Annotated in this window: 17 protein-coding genes and 1 tRNA gene; 7 read left to right on the top strand and 11 right to left on the bottom strand. The window is 66.5% G+C overall.

Annotated features, from left to right (window positions below):
- The 7 genes from AC1U2B_RS06005 to AC1U2B_RS05975 form a co-directional block, all read right to left on the bottom strand.
- A partial coding sequence (locus tag AC1U2B_RS06005) for an HNH endonuclease signature motif containing protein (RefSeq protein WP_480216052.1) occupies positions 1–1,412 on the bottom strand: 1,412 nt, incomplete at its 3' end.
- A gap of 175 nt (positions 1,413–1,587) precedes the next feature.
- Positions 1,588–2,220: a hypothetical protein gene (locus AC1U2B_RS06000; protein ID WP_480216051.1), complete on the bottom strand. Its 633-nt coding sequence runs from the start codon at positions 2,218–2,220 to the stop codon at positions 1,588–1,590.
- A gap of 120 nt (positions 2,221–2,340) precedes the next feature.
- Complete coding sequence (wzm, locus tag AC1U2B_RS05995; protein ID WP_480216050.1) at positions 2,341–3,171, bottom strand: galactan export ABC transporter permease subunit Wzm/RfbD; 831 nt, start codon at positions 3,169–3,171, stop codon at positions 2,341–2,343.
- Positions 3,168–4,094 (bottom strand): galactofuranosyltransferase GlfT1, encoded by a 927-nt coding sequence (gene glfT1 / locus AC1U2B_RS05990; RefSeq protein ID WP_480216079.1) that lies wholly within the window; start codon positions 4,092–4,094, stop codon positions 3,168–3,170. Before glfT1 ends, wzm begins: the two co-directional genes overlap by 4 nt.
- Before the next feature lie 5 nt (positions 4,095–4,099).
- Positions 4,100–4,903 (bottom strand): galactan export ABC transporter ATP-binding subunit Wzt/RfbE, encoded by an 804-nt coding sequence (gene wzt, locus AC1U2B_RS05985; protein ID WP_043402619.1) that lies wholly within the window; start codon positions 4,901–4,903, stop codon positions 4,100–4,102.
- 3 nt (positions 4,904–4,906) lie between these two features.
- Positions 4,907–5,437: a bacterial proteasome activator family protein gene (locus AC1U2B_RS05980; protein WP_260935414.1), complete on the bottom strand. Its 531-nt coding sequence runs from the start codon at positions 5,435–5,437 to the stop codon at positions 4,907–4,909.
- Positions 5,438–5,450: 13 nt separating this feature from the next.
- Positions 5,451–7,412, bottom strand: a complete 1,962-nt coding sequence (locus tag AC1U2B_RS05975) for a DUF6541 family protein (RefSeq protein ID WP_480216049.1) — start codon at positions 7,410–7,412, stop codon at positions 5,451–5,453.
- 111 nt (positions 7,413–7,523) lie between these two features.
- Between AC1U2B_RS05975 and AC1U2B_RS05970 the strand changes: the two genes are divergently transcribed.
- On the top strand, positions 7,524–8,720 hold the full coding sequence (locus AC1U2B_RS05970) for a cysteine desulfurase-like protein (RefSeq protein WP_480216048.1): 1,197 nt from the start codon (positions 7,524–7,526) through the stop codon (positions 8,718–8,720).
- Here the strand turns inward: AC1U2B_RS05970 and AC1U2B_RS05965 are convergent, their stop codons facing one another.
- Complete coding sequence (locus AC1U2B_RS05965) at positions 8,721–9,119, bottom strand: acyl-CoA thioesterase (RefSeq protein WP_043402628.1); 399 nt, start codon at positions 9,117–9,119, stop codon at positions 8,721–8,723.
- 166 nt (positions 9,120–9,285) lie between these two features.
- Positions 9,286–10,257 (bottom strand): NAD(P)H-quinone oxidoreductase, encoded by a 972-nt coding sequence (locus AC1U2B_RS05960; protein ID WP_480216047.1) that lies wholly within the window; start codon positions 10,255–10,257, stop codon positions 9,286–9,288.
- A gap of 153 nt (positions 10,258–10,410) precedes the next feature.
- On the opposite strand from AC1U2B_RS05960, the gene AC1U2B_RS05955 reads away from it, so the two are divergent.
- Together AC1U2B_RS05955 and AC1U2B_RS05950 are read left to right on the top strand one after the other, a co-directional pair.
- A complete protein-coding gene (locus tag AC1U2B_RS05955) occupies positions 10,411–11,955 on the top strand; it encodes an arylsulfatase (protein WP_480216046.1) in 1,545 nt (514 codons plus the stop codon).
- A gap of 64 nt (positions 11,956–12,019) precedes the next feature.
- Positions 12,020–12,106: transfer RNA gene (locus tag AC1U2B_RS05950), tRNA-Ser, on the top strand.
- Positions 12,107–12,152: 46 nt separating this feature from the next.
- Here AC1U2B_RS05950 and AC1U2B_RS05945 read toward each other — a convergent pair.
- On the bottom strand, positions 12,153–12,365 hold the full coding sequence (locus AC1U2B_RS05945) for a hypothetical protein (RefSeq protein ID WP_480216045.1): 213 nt from the start codon (positions 12,363–12,365) through the stop codon (positions 12,153–12,155).
- A gap of 174 nt (positions 12,366–12,539) precedes the next feature.
- Between AC1U2B_RS05945 and AC1U2B_RS05940 the strand changes: the two genes are divergently transcribed.
- The 4 genes from AC1U2B_RS05940 to AC1U2B_RS05925 all read left to right on the top strand — a co-directional run bounded on the left by AC1U2B_RS05940 (position 12,540) and on the right by AC1U2B_RS05925 (position 16,838).
- Complete coding sequence (locus tag AC1U2B_RS05940) at positions 12,540–12,836, top strand: hypothetical protein (protein ID WP_480216044.1); 297 nt, start codon at positions 12,540–12,542, stop codon at positions 12,834–12,836.
- A 509-nt stretch (positions 12,837–13,345) separates the two neighbouring features.
- A complete protein-coding gene (locus tag AC1U2B_RS05935) occupies positions 13,346–15,721 on the top strand; it encodes a sulfatase-like hydrolase/transferase (RefSeq protein ID WP_480216043.1) in 2,376 nt (791 codons plus the stop codon).
- A gap of 53 nt (positions 15,722–15,774) precedes the next feature.
- Positions 15,775–16,038 (top strand): hypothetical protein, encoded by a 264-nt coding sequence (locus tag AC1U2B_RS05930; protein WP_480216042.1) that lies wholly within the window; start codon positions 15,775–15,777, stop codon positions 16,036–16,038.
- Positions 16,039–16,208: 170 nt separating this feature from the next.
- Complete coding sequence (locus tag AC1U2B_RS05925; RefSeq protein WP_480216041.1) at positions 16,209–16,838, top strand: hypothetical protein; 630 nt, start codon at positions 16,209–16,211, stop codon at positions 16,836–16,838.
- A gap of 96 nt (positions 16,839–16,934) precedes the next feature.
- Here AC1U2B_RS05925 and AC1U2B_RS05920 read toward each other — a convergent pair whose 3' ends face one another.
- A complete protein-coding gene (locus AC1U2B_RS05920) occupies positions 16,935–18,389 on the bottom strand; it encodes a DUF1254 domain-containing protein (RefSeq protein ID WP_480216040.1) in 1,455 nt (484 codons plus the stop codon).
- Positions 18,390–18,392: the final 3 nt, after the last annotated feature.

Here is an 18,392-nt window from a genome sequence, read left to right as displayed (position 1 = left end):
CGCCATCCGTCAGGCCCGCTGTAGAAGGTTTTGAGTAGGTGGTGTTTTCGGCATTTCGGGCTGAGGTTGCCCGGATGGGTGGGCCCGGCGGGCCAGGGAATCGTGTGGTCGACATCGCAGGCGGTCGCGGGCTGATCGCAGCCAGGGAACATGCACGTCATGGCGCGCATCCGGACGAACTCATCCATGGCGGTCGAGGGCCGGTACCGGGTCACCCCGGCCAGATCAGTACCCCTGGCGACGGTGCGGACTTTGGCGCCGCGGGCCACCAGGTCAGCCAACTGCGCTGGAGGTATCACCGGGCCGCCGACCATGTAGCCGACGGGTGTGCGCACCGGAGCCGGGACCGTGGCGGCTGCTGGCGCGGGAACGGGCGCCGGGACCGGTGCCGCTTCGGGCGCGGTCTCGTGCTCCGACTCCGGTGCCGGTGCTGGGGCCGGGGTTTTGTACGGCGTGGTGGCCGGCTGCGGATCGCTCACCGGTGCGGGCTCGGACGCCGGCGTCGGCACGGCTTCGGGCTCAGGCTGGGGTGCAGGAGGCATGGGAGCCAGGGGCGCGGCCGGGTCACCGCTGAGCAGCGGATCGGCCACCGGCGCGGGGAGCGCATCGGTGAGTACGTGGATCACCACTGCCGTGGCGCGGGCATCGGGCCCGGCGGCTGGGCACTCGGGGTTGCCGCATTGGCACGCCAACCGATCCCCACGCGCGGCCAGCACACCCAGAGCGTCGGCACGGCGCTGCCCGAACGTGCGGGGATCGTTGTCGCATACTTGCCGGGCGAGTTCGGTCAGTACTCGATCCAGTAGTTCGGCGTCGGTGGCCAGCAGGGCACCCCAGATGGAGGCCACCCCGGTGTCGTCGTCGGGTTTGCCGACCCCGACCCCACGGCGCCGGGCCGCGGATCGCACTTTGAGGACCGCAGCCGGATCGAATTTCTGCACCCAGCCGTCGATCTTCTTCTCGATCTTCTTGCGGGACAGGCCCGCCCACTCTGACAGCGCCCCGGCCAGCGCGGCATCGATCACCGCCATCAGGTTCGGGTCCTCGACCAAGCGGGTACGCCAACAGATCAGGCCCACCGTCCGCGCGGATACCCCGCCGTCGGCGAATACCGCCGCTACCCGCGGTAGCCGGTACCGCAACGCGATCGCCACCGACAACTGCCCCGACGCTTCCTTCGGACCAATCCCCAGCGCGGCACCGACCTCCGCGCAGGCCGCATCCCAGCCATCGCAGGCCCACCACTGCCGATCACCCTGATTGTCGACCCGCAGCTCCACCAGATCCGCGATCGCCACGAACCGGCCGGACGCGGCCACCGCTTCCACCCGCGCATAATGCGCCATCGCATCGACCGTCGAGGCATCGCGCACGAGGACTCCCGTGCCACCGATACCACAATGATCGAACATGTGTTCGAGTCTATCGGAAGGATCTGACACGTGCCACAACAGAATTCGAGCCTGTGGATAACGTGCTCAGTTGCCCTGACGCCCGCTCAAGCCTCAGGTCGCCACGGCGCTCGTCGAATCCGGGATGCATCGGAGTCGGCCGCGCGATGCGGCCGACCCCGAGCGTCGCGGTGAATCAAGCAGTGATGTCGAAAGCGTCCCGGATGCTCTCGCGGGTGACGGTGATCTGGGCTTCGACCGCTTCGCGGGCCGACGTGGCGGTGGTGCGCAGCTCGCCCCATTCGCGGCCGGCGACCTCGCGCACGTCGTCGGCGCCCTGGGCGGCGGTGCCGGCCACGGTGAACAGTCCGTCCACGGCGGTCGCGGTCAAAGCGCCCTGGGCGCGAACCAGCGAGCCGGCCACGTGCGAGGCGCCGGCGATGATCGCGTTCGGGCCGACGGCGTTGCGGCCGACGTATTCACCTACGGCGCTGCGGATGTCGCGACCCGACTCGGCCAGCACGTCCTGAACGGCCGAGCCGGTCTCGGTCACCGCATCCGGCAGGGTAGCGCCGTCGCGCACCGACGAGAGCACCTTGGCCGGAGATTCGACGACGGCCTCGGCGGCCGCGGAGGTGGCGCTGACGAGCTGACGGGTGAGGCTGTGGCCGGCGTCGAGCTGACGCTCCAGCACACCGCTCAGCACCTCGCGGATGGCGAGACCGGTGTTGGTCTCCTCTTCGGCGGCGTCAGCGGCCTCGACGAGCTCGGCCTCGATGACCTGCCCGTTCGCGGTGTCGTTGGTGGTGGGGGTTTCGGTGATGGTCATGATTGCTCCTGGGGGACGCGGAAAGCCGGTAGCCGCAATTGAACTCCGCGCCACCGAACCCAAGGTGACGGTCAAGTGGCCGGCAGTCACCGGCGGCATGACGTCCTACCCGGTGCTGAACTACACCCAGTACGGCACGCGGGCCCGGTACTGCCGCATCGCGATCGCGGCGACGATCCAGCCCAGGATGGTCAACGTGATCACCACGACCCAGTGCCGCAGTTCCTGAGGTTCACCCAACAGCGGCGCGCGGACGATGTCCACGTAGTGCAGAAGGGGGTTCAGCTCAATGATTTTCGCCCACGTGCCCGCGCCCTGGAGGCGCAGCGTCTGGTCGTTCCAGATGATCGGGGTGATGTAGAACAGCAGCTGCACCAGGCTCGCCAGCAGCGGGCTGATATCCCGGTAGCGGGTCGCCAGGATGCCGAAACACAAGGCGACCCAGACACAGTTGGCGACGATCAGGGCCAGGGCCGGGATCACCGACAGGTCGGCCCAGGACCACGGCTTCGGGAAGATGATCGCGATGATCACGAAGATGATGATGTTGTGCGCGAAGAGCAGCACCTGGCGCCACACCAAGCGGTAGACATGCACCGACAGTGGTGTCGGAAGTTGTTTGATGAGGCCCTCATTGGCGATGAACACATCGGCGCCTTCGAGGATCGACGCGTTGATCAGGTTCCAGATGATCAGGCCCAGCGTCACATAGGGCAGGTGCTCGGCCAGCGGGAGGTGGAACAGCTGGGAGTACAGGCCGCCCAGCGCCACGGCCATGGTGCCGGTGGCGATGGTGATCCAGATGGGACCGAGCACCGAGCGCCGGTAGCGCTGCTTGATGTCCTGCCAGCCCAGGTGCAGCCAGAGTTCGCGCTTGCCGAAGCCGCTCACCAGGTCGCCCCAAGCGCGGCGCAGCGTTTTGGACTGCGCGGCCGCGTCGGTGAACGTCATCGCTGTCCTCCTGAAATGGGTCCGCCCGAACCGGGCCGGCTGAACTTCTCGTCTCGTCCCAAGCGGCGCAATCGCATCCAGTCGCGCAGCCCCGCCGGATCCCGACGGGTGATCAGGAAGTACCAACCGAACCGCACCCACTCCTGGGGGACCAGCTTGCGCATACCCGGCTGGGACTGCAGATATCCGCGGTTGCGGTAGGTGAAATAGCGCTTGGTGGCGTCGTCGGGGTACTGCGTGTGCATGCGGCCGCCGAGGATCGGCTTGAACTCGTCGGAGCCCTGCGGGTGCAGGTACACCGCGTCCAGACAGGTGCCGAACGGCAGGCCGGAGCGGACCAGCCGGCGGTGGACCTCAACCTCGTCGCCGCGGACGAACAGCCGGATATCCGGTACGCCAACGGCTTCCAGTGTCGCGGCCCGGAACAGTGCGCCGTTGAACAGTGACGCGATGCCGGGGAGCAAGTCGACCCCGGCGTCCTTATCGACCTGCAACTCGGAGACGTACCGCCGCCACACCAGCCCGCGGCGCAACGGAAAGGCCAGCCGTGCAGGCTCGTTCAGGTCGCACACCATGGGCGACACCTCGGCCAGGTCGTGCTTCGCCGCGCAGTTCAACAGTGTCGCGAGGACCGACGAATCGGCGGGACGCCCGTCGTCGTCGGCCAGCCACACCCACTCGGCGCCCAGTGCTAGCGCGTGCAGGATGCCCAGCGCGAAACCGCCTGCGCCGCCGAGGTTTCGGGCCGAACCGAGGTACGTGGTCGCGACCGGTTGGGATTCCACCAAGGTCCGCACCGCGGGGTCGTTGTCGTTGTCGACGACGATCACGTGATCGGGCAGCCGAGTCTGGGAGCACACCACGGCAAGGGATTTCGCCAACAACTCCGGTCGCCGGTGGGTCACGATGACCGCGCACAACATGTCGGTCACGTCTGACGCTCGCGCTCGTTCTCTTCGAGTACCTCGCGCACGTGCCGTGCCGCGTCGTCGCCCTCGTAGGCGCGGACGACGTCCTCGATGCCGCCCGTCATCCGGATGGTGCCGTGGTCGACCCACATCGCGGTTTGGCACAGCCGGGCCAGGAATTCATTGGAATGGCTTGCGAACACCAGGATTCCGGAGCGTTCCACCAGGGCTTGCAGCCGGGTGCGGGCCTTCTTCAAGAACTCCGCGTCGACGGCGCCGATGCCCTCGTCGAGCAGCAGGATCTCGGGATCGATGCTGGTGACCACGCCCATCGCCAAGCGCACGCGCATACCCGTTGAGTAGGTGCGCAGCGGCATCGACAGGTAGTCGCCGAGTTCGGTGAACTCGGCGATCTCGTCGACCTTGGCTTCCATCTGCTTGCGGGTCTGGCCGAGGAACAGTCCGCGGATGATGATGTTCTCGAACCCGGAGATCTCGGGGTCCATGCCGACACCCAGGTCGAACACCGGGGCCACCCGGCCGCGCACCGTCGCCGAACCGCGTGTCGGTTCGTAGATGCCCGACAGCAGGCGCAGCAGCGTCGACTTGCCGGCGCCATTGTGCCCGACCAGTCCCACCCGGTCGCCCATGTTGAGCGACATGGTGATGTCTCGAAGTGCTTCGATCACAACGACATTCGACTCATTGCGGTTGATCCCGCCACCGGCCTTGCCGAGGAATGCCTTCTTCAGCGATCGGGACTTCGCGTCGAAGATCGGGAATTCGACCCACGCGTTCTGTGTGGAGATATGCGGTTCGGACACGGTCTACAGGTACTGGCCGGTGCCGGACTGGAACGGGCCACGACCGCCGTCGGCCCCGGGCGGCAGTGCGCCCTGGCGCATCTGCTCGAGCTGTGCGCGGGCCGCCATCTGCTGGGCGAACAGGGCCGTCTGAATACCGTGGAACAGACCTTCGAGCCAGCCGACCAGCTGGGCCTGCGCGATGCGCAGCTCGGCGGCCGACGGCACCTTGTCCTCGGAGAACGGCAGCGACAGCCGCTCCAACTCTTCGGTCAGCTCGGGAGCCAGGCCGTCTTCGAGCTCCTGGATGCTCGACCGGTGGATGTCGCGCAAGCGGTTTCGGCTGGCCTCGTCCAGCGGCGCGGAGCGTACTTCCTCCAGCAGCTGCTTGATCATGGTGCCGATCCGCATCACCTTGGCCGGCTGCTCGACCAGGTCGGTCAGCGATTTGCCTTCGTCGCCCTGGTCGGGGTCCTGCTCAAGGTCCCCGCCCAATGCCAGGTCCCCGCCGATGACCTCGATGTTGTCGTCGTCGTCTTCTGGTTTCAGCGTCATGCCTGCACTGTTCCTATCTGTTCGCCGGTGCGGCGGTGTCGCCGCGCCACTCGTAGATGCGGGACCGCCCATTGTCGTAGATCTTCGCCCACGACTTCGACTTATCCAGCGACACTAGTCCGTCGGGCATGACGAACCCTTTGACCACGGTTGAGCTGGTGATCACGTATCGGATGTTCAGGGCACGCACGGCCTGCGCGATCCGCGGATCGGTATCGGCGTCGTCGGCGTAGGCCCAGAAGATGAAGCGGTTGTAGCCCGGGCCCTGCTGCTGCGGATAGTCGTAGTGGGTCCACAGCGGGTGCAGGCCGGCGACCGCATACATCCAGGACGTGCCGTCGGTGTTCGCGTTGCCGATCAAGGTGTCCTTGGCGCCGGGCAGCGTCGCCAGGTAGGCGAAGGCCTCGAGGTTCTTGTCGTTGACCATGATTCGGTCGTACTTCTGGCCGATCAGATAGCGGTGCCGCGGGAAGTAGTGCCAGGCCAGTCCGACGCTGGAGACGAGGAGCAGCGCCGCGGCGGTGACGGCCCAGAACCGTTCGGTGCGGGGTGCCCGTTTCTGCAGCCAGTCGACGACGAACTTGACGATGGCGAACAACGCGATCCCGGCGAATGGGGTGATCAGCAGGGTCACCACGGCCGACAGGCGGCGCGGGTCGCTGTAGTAGAGGTCGGCGTATGCCCCGATCAGCGCACCGATCGGCCCGCCGAACGGCGCACCGGAATGCACGATCGCGACCATCAGCCCCACCCAGACCACCGCCGGCCACCAGACGCGTTTGAGCAGCAGGATCAGCCCGCCGATGGCGCCGAGCGCGATCAGCATGTTCTGAATCGGGTAGTCGTTGAGGTGCCGCGTGTGCTGCACGACGGCGTTGAACAGCACCCGAAGCCGGCTCTGATGGGTGACGAACGCATGCCCGACGATGATGTCCGCTTGCGCCAGCACCGCGATGAACTGGGGAATCAACAACAGCAGTGACGGCACCGCGACGGCCAGCAGGCTCACGAAGTCGGTGAGCCGGCCGCGCACCGGATGCCGGAGGGTGTCGCACAGCCACCACGCGCCGACGAAGGTGACGACGACGACGCCGCCGGTGATGTGGGTGGAGAACACTCCGATCAGGGCGATGACCGCCAGCGGAATCCGGTCCCGGTGCCGCAGGCACGACATGATCAGTACCGCCGTCGGCCCGGCCAGACCGTAGGCCACCAGGTTGGGGACGGCGGCGACGTCGAACTCGACGTAGGGGAGAGCGGTGAACGACGCCGCCAGCGCAGCTGCCGCGGCGGCTGCCCCGGCGCTCCAGCGCTGGCAGGCGTGGGGCCGAACCATGGCCCAGGTCAGACTCGCGGCGCTGACCGGGAACAGCCAGGCCGAGGCCGCCAGTGAGGACACGGTGTAGGCCGTCGCGGGGGCGGCGCCGGTGAGTTGGCACAAGACCGCGGCGAGAGCGTGGAATGTCGACGGGTAGTACAGCAACGCGTGGGTCTCCACATTGCGAAGCTCGCCCATGTGCATCGGCGAGGCCTGACCGACGTCGAGAATCCAGCGGATGGTGTTGCCGTGCCAGACCGAGTCCCAGGTGCTCGGAATGGATTGCCAATGCGGCATGCCGACGATTGCTGAAATTGCGATCGCCGCCACGCCGACGCTGATGCCGGCAGCCACGAACAGGGCCGGGCCGCGGGTGATCGCGAGTGCCTCCGCCGCGGTGTCGCCGAATCGACTCAGGGCACGACGAAGCCCAGCAACCACCGCCACCACGATGACGAACGCCAGCAACGCTGTCCAGCCGTTCCACGGAACGCCGACGGCACCGAGTGGGATGACGGCCAAAGCTACGATGCCGTAGGTCACTGCGGGGCCGACTGCGATGGCAACGGGCCAGGTTAGCTGTGCTGCACGTGCGGTGATTGCTCCAGGGATCACCATGATCAACAGGGCGACAAGGACGCCGGACGCCAAGCTCACTGCACTAGTATGGCTGTTCGGGTGGCCCGGCTTTCGCCGGCGTGTGCAGCGGGGCGCGCCCGCCGGAAAAATTTGGCTGGCAGGCCTGAATCGCTCGAAGGTTGGCATGGCATGGCATACGACGTCGCCCGGGTGCGCGGTCTGCACCCGTCACTGGGCGGCGGCTGGGTGCACTTCGATGCGCCGACCGGAATGCTGCTGCCGGACTCGGTAGCGACCACCGTTTCGACCGCTTTCCGCGGTTCCATGTCGTCGGCCGCCGGACCGCACCCGGCCGCGCAGCGCAGCGCCGCGGTCCTGACCGCCGCACGACAGGCGGTCGCCGATCTCGTCGGTGGCGACCCGCGCGGCGTGGTCTTCGGCGCCGACCGTGCCGTCCTGCTGAACTCGCTGGCCGAGGCGTCGGCGTCGCGGTCTGGCCTGGGCTACGAAGTGGTCGTCACACGTCTGGACGACGAGGCCAACATCGCACCGTGGTTGCGGGCAGCGAATCGTTATGGCGCCAAGGTGAAGTGGGCCGAGGTCGACATCGAGACCGGCGAACTGCCCAGCTGGCAGTGGGAGACGCTCATCACCCGGCCGACCCGGTTGATCGCGATCACGTCGGCATCGTCGAAGCTCGGCACCGTCACCGATCTTCGGCCCGTGACCAAGATGGCGCGGGAGAACGGCGGCATGGTCGTGGTCGACCACTCCGTGGCCGCGCCCTACCGCCTGCTGGACATCAATGACGTCGACGCCGATGTGGTGGCGCTGAATGCCATTGCGTGGGGTGGCCCGCCGATCGGTGCGCTGGTGTTCCGCGACCCCGCGATGATCGACACCTTGACGACCGTCTCGCTCGATCCGAACGCCACGGGGGCCGCGCGGCTGGAAGTCGGTGCGCACCAGTTCGGACTGCTCGGTGGGGTCGTCGCCAGCATCGAATACCTGGCCAAACTCGACGACGACGCAACCGGCACCCGCCGCGAAAGGCTCGCGCGCTCAATGCAATCGGCCGAGGCCTACCTGAGCCGGGTGTTCGGGTACCTGCGCAACTCGCTGCGGTCGCTGCCGCTGGTGATGGTCCTCGGCGCGCCCGAGGCCGGCATTCCGGTGCTGAGCTTCGCGGTCCAGGGCGTGCCTGCCGACCGCGTGATCAGCCGGCTCGCCGACAACGGCGTACTGGCCGTGTCGGACAGCAACTCTCGGGTGCTGGAGGCCATCGGCGTCAACGACATCGGCGGCGCCGTGACGGTCGGCCTCGGGCACTACACGACGACCGCCGAAGTCGATCAGCTCGTCCGCGCGCTGGCGTCGCTGGGTTAGTTATTTGTAGTCCAGCGCATCGAGCAGCAATTGCGGTGGCTCGATCTTGCCGGAACCGTCGGTGGCTATGCAGACGTAGACGGTGCGTGCGGTGACGATGGGCTGTGTGGCATCGCCCGCGTGGATGAGGAATTCGACGGTGAACGAGGTACGGCCCCGGGTGGGGACCGTGACGTCGACGTGGATCTGGTCACCCCACTTCAGGGAACCCGACCAGTCCAGTTCGGTGTGGACGACCTGAGCGTCGACGCCCGCGTCGAAGACGTCGTGCCAGGAAGTCGTCTGGGCGACGAACGCGCCGAAGGCCTCGTCCATGTAGGCCAGGTACCACATGTTGAAGACCACGCCCTGCTGGTCGACCTCCAGATAGCGGACGGGCGCGGTGTAGGTGAACGTCACGGCGCCAACCTATCTGGCTCGTTGATCCTGATGCCAGGGCGTCGGACTCTCGGGCTTTTGCGCCGTAGCCGCAGGGTCAGCGCCGGCCTCGCGTTGACCTTGTGTTGAGGGCCTTTATTACTCGCTCTTTGTGTGCGTCAGTTCAGTGTCAACGCAACACGCACCGCTAATCCCGAACCCGCAGAAGCACTTTCCCTGACACCGCCCCTGCTTGCAGCAGCTGATGGGCGGCGGCAGCCTGCTCGATGGGCAGCTCGGCGCCAATGATCGGGCGCACCCGCCCGTCGGAGATCATGGGCCAAACATGCTGCACCACTTCGGAAATCACGGCGGCCTTGCCGGACAGCCCGTCGACGGGGCGGGAGCGCAGCGCGGTGGCGATGACACCGGCCCGCTTGCCCAGGAGCTTGGCGATGTTCAGTTCGCCCTTCACGCCGCCCTGCATGCCGATGATCACCACGCGGCCGTCGGGGGCGAGCGCATCGATGTTCCGGTCCAAGTACGAGGCACCCATGATGTCGAAGATGACGTCGGCGCCGCCCGCTTCCGTCATCCGCTCGACGAAGTCCTCGTCGCGGTAGTCGATCAAGATATCGGCACCCAGTTCGCGGCAGAGCTCCAGTTTTTCGAGTGACGCGGTGACCGCGACGCGGGCGCCCAGCGCGTGGGCGACCTGGATGGCGTGCGTGCCGATGCCGCTGGCGCCGCCGTGCAGCAGAACCAGCTGTCCGGACCGCAGGTGGGCGGTCATGGCCAGGTTGGACCACACCGTGGCCGCGACCTCCGGCAGACCGGCCGCATGATGCAGGTTCACACCCGCGGGGATCGGCATGACCTGGGCCGCGGGCACGGCCACCTTCTCGGCGTAACCGCCGCCGGCCAGCAGCGCGCACACCTGGTCGCCGACCGCCCAGTTCTCGACGCCGGCGCCAACCTCGGAGACGACGCCCGAAACCTCCAGTCCCAGGATGTCGCTGGCCCCCGGCGGCGGCGGATAGAGGCCGGCGGCTTGCAGCAGATCAGCCCGATTCACTCCGGCGGTCGTGACGTCGATGACGACCTCGCCGACCGCGGCCGTCACGTCCGGTACCTCGGACCATGTCAGTTGACCTGGGGATTCGACGACGATCGCGCGCATGGCCGCAACGCTACACACGTCCCCGGCGGGCTTGGGCAAGCCTTGCAGGGGTCTGCGAGCGGGGTCGAGAAGATGCCTACCTGTCGCTCGGCGATGAACTAGGGTTTGGACCGCCGCGTTGGCGGAGAACGTTCTTCGAAAAGGGGATCGCCCATGTCTGGGTCGCAGCCGAACATCCTGGTCATCTGGGGCGATGACATCGGCATCTCGAACTTGAGTTGTTACAGCCGCGGGTTGATGGGCTATTCCACTCCGAACATCGACCGCATCGCCGACGAGGGAATGCTGTTTACCGATTCGTACGGCGAGCAGAGCTGCACGGCGGGCCGCTCGTCGTTCATCACGGGGCAGAGCGTGTACCGCACCGGCATGAGCAAGGTCGGTATGCCGGGCGTCGACGTCGGACTTCAGAAGGAGGACCCGACGATCGCTGAACTGCTCAAGCCGCTGGGTTACGCCACCGGACAATTCGGCAAGAACCACCTCGGCGACCTGAACAAGTTCCTACCGACTGCGCACGGGTTCGACGAGTTCTTCGGCAACCTGTATCACCTCAACGCCGAGGAGGAGCCGGAGAACGACGACTATCCCACGGCCGAGGAGGCCCCGCTGATGCGGCAGGCACTGCTCCCGCGCGGGGTGATCCACTCCTGGGCCACCGAGGAGGAGTCCGACCAGGTCGACCCGCGGTACGGGCCTGTGGGCAGGCAGCGCATCGAGGACACCGGTCCGCTGACCAAGCTGCGGATGGAGACGATCGACGACGAAACCACTGGGGCGTGTGTGGATTTCATCACTCGCCAGCATGAGGCGGACACCCCGTTCTTCGTGTGGATGAACATGACCCACATGCACTTCCGGACCCACACCAAGCCGGAGAGCCGCGGTCAGGCGGGCCGGTGGCAGTCGCCGTACCACGACACGATGATCGACCATGATCGCAACGTCGGCACTCTGTTGGATCTGCTCGATGAGCTCGGCATCGCCGAGGACACCATCGTCATCTACTCGACTGACAATGGGCCGCACGCCAACAGCTGGCCCGACGGCGCTACCACGCCGTTCCGCAGCGAGAAGGCCACCAACTGGGAGGGCGCCTTCCGGATTCCCGAGCTCATCCGCTGGCCCGGCAAGATCAAGCCGCGTTCGGTGTCCAATGAGATTGTCCAGCATCATGATTGGCTGCCCACCTTCCTGGCTGCGGCCGGGGACCCGGACATCGTCGACAAGCTCAAGGCCGGTCACACCATCGGGGATATGACCTACAAGGTGCACATCGACGGCTACAACCTGGTGCCCTATCTGACTGGTGAGGTGGACAAGAGCCCGCGGCGGGGGATGATCTACTTTTCCGACGATTGCGACGTGCTCGGCATCCGCGCGGAGAACTGGAAGGTTGTCTTCATGGAGCAGCGTTGCGAGGGCACGCTGCAGATCTGGTTCGAACCGTTCACCCGGCTGCGCGCACCGAAACTGTTCAACCTGCGCACCGATCCCTACGAGCGCGCCGACATCACGTCGAACACCTACTGGGACTGGCTGATTGACCGGATCTTCCTGGTGCTCTACGGGTCGGCGATCGTGACCCAGTTCTTGGAGACGTTCAAGGAGTTTCCGCCGCGGCAGGAACCGGCATCCTTCACCATCAACCACGCTGTCGAGGAACTCAACAAATTCCTCGCCACCCGCGGCGGGTGAGTCTGTCGGAGCGCCCACGGACCCGACGGGTGTGGGACGGTCCGGACCCCTTAGGCTGGGCGGCGGTGGCGTGGCAGAGCGGCCTAATGCACTCGCCTTGAAAGCGAGAGTTGGTTAATCCCAACCGGGGGTTCAAATCCCTCCGCCACCGCATCTCAGGGCATGTTTCAGACGTCAAGCCGGGCGCCGGGCAACTCCTACCGCGGCGGTTGCCACGGCCACTTCCCTTCCTTGAGACGCCAGCGGCCGAACGCAATCGCCAACGCCAGAGCCGAGATGCTTGCCGCCGAGATCCACGTCATGCCGAAGGACAGCATGGCGAGGAAGAATCCGATCGGTACCACGACCAGCAGGATGATGCCGGCTACGCGGACGCGCTGTCGGCGGACGGCTTCGAATTCGTTGGTCATGCCGGGAACCCTATCGACGCCCGCACGGCCTCCACGCGACGTACCCGAGCCCCACGGCGATGAGTGCGAACTTGAGCGATGCCGCGACCTGAGCGCGCCGCGCTGGCCCACGCGCCGGCCGAGGGTTGGGATCGGTAGCCCCGCGGCGTGTGGTCCCCTTCGTCCCATAGCGACGTGGACGACAAGGGGGACGAGATCATGTGGTGGATGATTCCGGTGGTGGTCATCGCGTTCGACGTGGCACTCATCGCGATCTTCGCAACCGTCAAGCGGCGGCGGCTTCGTGGGACGGCCCGTCGCGGGAGGTTCGGGTCTGCGGCCGGCGCCGGCGGAGCTGCCATCTGGGCGGCCGGCGCCGACTCCGGTTGCGGCGACGGAGGCCATGGGGGCCACTCGGGTTGCGGTGGTGGCCACAGCGGCTGCGGTGGTGGAAGCAGTTGCGGTGGGGGCGGCTGCGGCGGTGGCTGCTGATGATGATGATCACGCTGCACACCGGCTCGCGGACATCGACGCGGCGGTGACCGGCCGCCCGGCTATCCCGCGAGCCGCTCACTGTGTCCGCAGCTCCCGCAGGGCACCCTACTTCGGTGCTTGGAAGCCGCCGACCTCCTGTTCGAGCAGTTCGGCGGCCGCAGCGGGATTCGTCCGCAAAGATCGGACCGATGAGCGGCACTCCCACCGGCAGACCGTCGGCGCATTGCCCCGCGGGTGTGGGGGTTGGGGGCGGGCCGGGCAGGTGGCAATCCCGTCGAACCACAGCTGCGATGAGCTGTGGATTTACCACGTGTCCATTCCAATCAAGAACCTGTCCACGGAAGTCAAGACAACAGCGGATAGCTCAGGCAAGGATGGTCGGAGCTCGGGGCGCACTCACCGGAGCGTGCTGGGTGCTCGGCTCGTTTGAATCCCAATAGCGCCCAACGTGATTGCCACCCAACGTGATTGAAACGGCAGTACACATCTGAAGAAAGGCGCGACATATGCGCGAAAACGACACGGCGAACCGCACACATCTGCCGATTCCGAGCGCCCCGCGAACGGGGCTGATCACCTATGACGCAAAGGATCCCGACACTCCGCATCCGACGATCGCGGACATCCGGCCGCCGCAGGGCGCTCCCAACATCCTCCTGATCCTGCTCGACGACGTGGGTTTCGGCGCGGCCAGCGCGTTCGGCGGGCCGTGCGCGACCCCGACCGCCGAGCGCCTCGCGACCGGCGGGCTGAAGTACAACCGGTTCCACACCACCGCGCTGTGCTCACCCACCCGACAGGCCCTGTTGACCGGGCGCAATCACCACTCGGCGGGGATGGGCGGCATCACCGAGATCGCCACCGGGCTGCCCGGCTACAACTCGGTGCTGCCCAACACGATGTCGCCGATCGCGCGGACCCTGAAGCTCAACGGGTACAACACCGCTCAGTTCGGCAAGTGCCACGAGGTCCCGGTCTGGCAGACCAGCCCGGTCGGGCCGTTCGACGCCTGGCCCAGCGCCGGCGGCGGATTCGAGTACTTCTACGGTTTCATCGGCGGCGAGGCGAATCAGTGGTACCCGTCGCTGTACGAGGGGACCAATCCGGTTGAGGTGGACCGCACTCCGGAGCAGGGCTACCACCTGATGGAGGACATGACCGACAAGGCGATCGGCTGGATCGGCCAGCAGAAGGCGCTGGCGCCGGACAAGCCGTTCTTCACCTACTTCGCACCCGGCGCCACCCACGCGCCGCACCACGCGCCCAAGGAGTGGATCGACAAGTACCGGGGGAAGTTCGACGCCGGCTGGGACGTGGCGCGGGAGCAGACCTTCGCCCGGCAGAAAGAGCTCGGGGTGATCCCGCCGGACGCGCAGTTGACGCCGCGGCCGGAGCAGATCCCCGCCTGGGACGACATGCCCGAGGACCTCAAACCGGTGCTGCGGCGGCAGATGGAGGTCTACGCCGGGTTCCTGGAGTACACCGACCACCATGTCGGCCGGCTCATCGATGCCGTGGACAAGCTGGGGGCGCTCGACAACACCCTGATCTACTACATCATCGGCGACAACGGCGCCTCCGCGGAGGGCACGCTCAACGGCACGTTCAACGAGATGCTGAACTTCAACGGCATGGCGGCCCTGGAGACGCCGGAGTTCATGATGGAGCGCTTGGACGAATTCGGCGGTCCGGACTCCTACAACCACTACGCGGTGGGTTGGGCGCACGCCATGTGTACTCCGTATCAGTGGACCAAGCAGGTCGCCTCGCATTGGGGCGGCACCCGCAACGGGACAATTGTGCACTGGCCCAACGGATTCGGAGCCAAAGGTGAGCGGCGGGATCAGTTCCACCACGTGATCGACGTGGCGCCGACGCTGTTGGAGGCAGCCGGGATCCCGGAGCCGCTGTTCGTCAACGGGGTGCAGCAGGCACCGATCGAGGGCACCAGCATGCTGTACTCGTTCGACGGGGCGGATGCCGCCGACCGGCACGAGACGCAGTACTTCGAGATGTTCGGCAACCGCGGGATCTACCACAAGGGCTGGACCGCGGTGACCAAGCACAAGACGCCGTGGCTGCTCATGGGTGAGCAGACGGTCGCCTTCGATGACGACGTGTGGGAGCTCTACGACACCACCGCCGATTGGACTCAAGCGAAGGATCTGTCGAGGGAACAGCCCGAGCGGCTGCACGAGCTGCAGCGGCTGTGGCTGATCGAAGCGACCCGCTACAACGTGCTGCCCATCGACGACGATCTCACCAAGCGGCTGAATTCCGACCTGGCGGGCCGGCCGGTGCTGATCAAGGGTGACACGCAACTGCTCTTCCCCGGGATGGGACGGCTCTCGGAGAACTGCGTGCTCAACCTCAAGAACAAGTCACATTCGGTCACCGCGGAGATCGACGTGCCCGAGGGCGGCGCCGAAGGCGTGATCATCGCTCAAGGCGCCAACATCGGCGGTTGGGCGCTGTACGCCCACGGAGGCAAACTGAAGTACTGCTACAACCTCGGTGGCGTCAAGCTCTTCTTCGCCGAATCCGCTGAGCCGATCCCGGCCGGTGCGCATCAGGTGCGGATGGAGTTCGCCTACGACGGCCCTGGCCTGGCCAAGGGCGGAACGGTGACGTTGTTCGTCGACGGTGTGGCGGTGGGAACGGGCCAGGTGGAGGCGACGTTGCCGAACGTCTTCTCCGCTGACGACGGCCTCGATGTCGGAACGGACGCCGGAGCCGCTGTCTCGCCCGACTACCGTCCCGCTGACAACCGGTTCACCGGCCGGATCCGCGGCGTGCAGCTCGCCATCGCTGAAGCCGCCGACGCCGCCGGCCACCTGGTGGACCCGGCCGAGGCCGTGCGGATCGCGCTGGCCCGCCAGTAACCGACTGCCGTGCGCGACCAATTTAGGAACCCCAACAAATGAAGGAGCATCAGATGAGAAACCGCACTGTAGCCCTGCTGTCCGTCGCGACGATGGCCCTCGCGCCCCTCGCCGTTGCCCCAGCTGCCCACGCCGACATATGCGCAGGCGTTCACGGACGCTTCGTCGGAGTCGGCGGCTGCGGCGCCCCCGTCGCCCGCGGTGTTGCGGCGGGGGCAGCCATCGCGGCTGCGACCGACCCCTACGTCGCGGGCGAAATCCCCTGTTACACCGTCGAGGGCGTCCCTTACTTCACCCCGCCGGGCGACCCCTGCTAGCGCCGGCACATCTTTGCGTGCGGCCGGAAGAGCTGACCGCCACGTGTGATCGGTGACTGTGCCCCTGCCGGAAACGGTAGGGGCACAGTCGTTTTGACGGACTGAACCCGACGAGGCCGGCTACAGACAGCGCCATCGGTACTCTGCACCGGAAAGAGGAGGGACCTGGGATGCCGGATCGCACCGAACTGGACGCACGACGACCGAACCGCCGAAAGAAGTACGTCGCAGCGATCGCCCTTTCGGTCGTCGTGGCCATCGCTGCGGTGGTCGTGATCGCCGGTGATGTACCCGGCCGAATCACCCGCGCGCTGAGCGGCCTACCGCCCGAGGACCTGTTCTCCGCGCAGCGGCTGGACGCGGAACTGGACGTGGTACGCGCACGGCTCGGCGACCAGGTGCTGCGTCGAGTCGATGTCACTTCCAACTTGATCTCGGTCGAGGCCGTCGCCCACGATGGTCGACTCCACCTTTACTGGGTGCGTGACGGTCAGCTGGAGGACGAGGATTCGATGCCAGACCTGCACGCGGGCGAGGCGGGGTTCACCGCGGCGGATCTGTCCGGGCAGCGGATCCGCGCGGCGGTGTCCGATGTCCGCAATCTCGGGAAGCCGGGTGAGATTCAGTTGGTCTCCTACCTGATCGGGCAGCGGCGTCCGCTGTCGGTGGCCGTGTGGATCAGACACGACCCCGTGAGCTCGGTGCTGCACCTTGATCCGCAGGGCGGGAGCGCCGTGGTGCGCGAGGAGTGGATCGAAACCGACGAGCACACCTCGGTGTTCGGCGGCTGCTGGTGTTGAACGGCCTGGACGACGTTATCCTGCCGGCTCTCAACGAATCTCGTTGAGAGCCGGCAGGATCTACGTTCGCCCCGGTGGCGAGGATTCAGAGCAGTGTCACGGCGTTTTCTGCGGCAATGGAGCCTTCCAGGTGCCGTCGATTGCCGCCTGCTCGGGCCAGTACAGCCGCTCGATCAACACGAACGGACCGTCCGGTGCCGGCAGCCAGTTCGATTCCTTGTCCGCGCCCGGGGATTCCTTCTGGACGTAGAAGGTGTAGCCACCGTCGGCATCCTTCTTCAGGGAAGGCAGCATCGGCGAGTTGATCAAGTAGCGGTTGATCGGGTTGGCCACGAGCAGGCTCTCCGGCAGTCGGTACATGGTGAGCGACCAGAAACCCTTCACCGGCGGCAGCTGGCCGGGCGCGAATCGGTAGGTGTACTTGTTCGAACCGTTCAGAGCGGCCCCCGCCGAATCCAGGCGGAAGATCGGATACATCGCCTCGGCGGTGTCGTTGCCGTAGATGCCGTTGATCGCTCCGGCCATGCGGTACAGGTAGTTGGTGCCCATCGTCTGGCGGTCACCGAACATCTGCGCGGTCGTGACTTCACCCTTGTCGATCCTCGCCTGCAGCGCGTTGTATTCCGTCCAAGCGTCGGTGAGCCCGTCCTGGAAGGCCTGCTGCTGGTCCGCGGGCAACGCACCGATATCGAGCTTCTTGTCGGTACCGACTCCGATCGACGCGAACTTCGCCCGGAGCCCCTTCTCTGAGTCCAGCACCGGCACGTACTTCAGCACGAAGTTGAGCGTCTCGAAGAACTTGGTCGACTTCTTTTGCTCGGCCGGGGCCTGCGGAACCACAAAATCGGGCGCGGCAGGCGCCGCGGGCGCCGCTGTGCCGAGGAACTTCGACAGCGGTTCCACTTGGTAGCCGGCCTGGATCGCCTTCACGTTGTCGATGTCGTTGGGGCCGAACAGCTGGGTCCGGTACAGCGCAAGCACGAAGTCGGTGTCGGCGTGCAGCACCTCCTCGATACCGGCAGGCTTCTCCCCCTTCCAGTTCGGGCCTGCGAGCAGGTACTTCCCGGCCTTGTTTCCGGTGGTACGGCTGCCCAGGTACCCCATGTTGTAGGTGTAGCCGTCGATGAACTGGACCGAGTAGTACCGGTTGCTCTGCACCTCGGGCACGGTCAGCACGAGTGGCTCCGCCCGGAGATCCGCACCCAGGGTGGTGTACGGGGTGTCCGAGTTCGGGGTCTGCACGGCGGTGTCCGCGGGGGTGGCTACGTGAGCATCGGAGTGCAGGGTGTTCCACGGGGCGCGGAACTGCGAGCTCTGCTTGTCCTGGAAGTACGCGTACTGAATCCGGTAGTTGTCCACCATCGGATACCCGTAGATGTAGGCCTGCTTGGCGATGTCCCGGATCTGAGCGGTGGTCACCGCGGCAGGCTCTTTCGAGTCCTTCGCTGAATCTTTGCCAGTGTCTTTGCCGCAGCCGGACAGCGTGACCGCCAGTGTCGCCGCTGCCATGACGGCCGACCAGCGGCGCCACGTTCGATTTCGTTTGGTCATGTG

The organism is Mycolicibacterium sp. P4_G11, from assembly GCF_056555145.1.
Note: the sequence above shows the minus strand (reverse complement) of the source record. Positions and strands in the feature narration are given on the sequence as shown.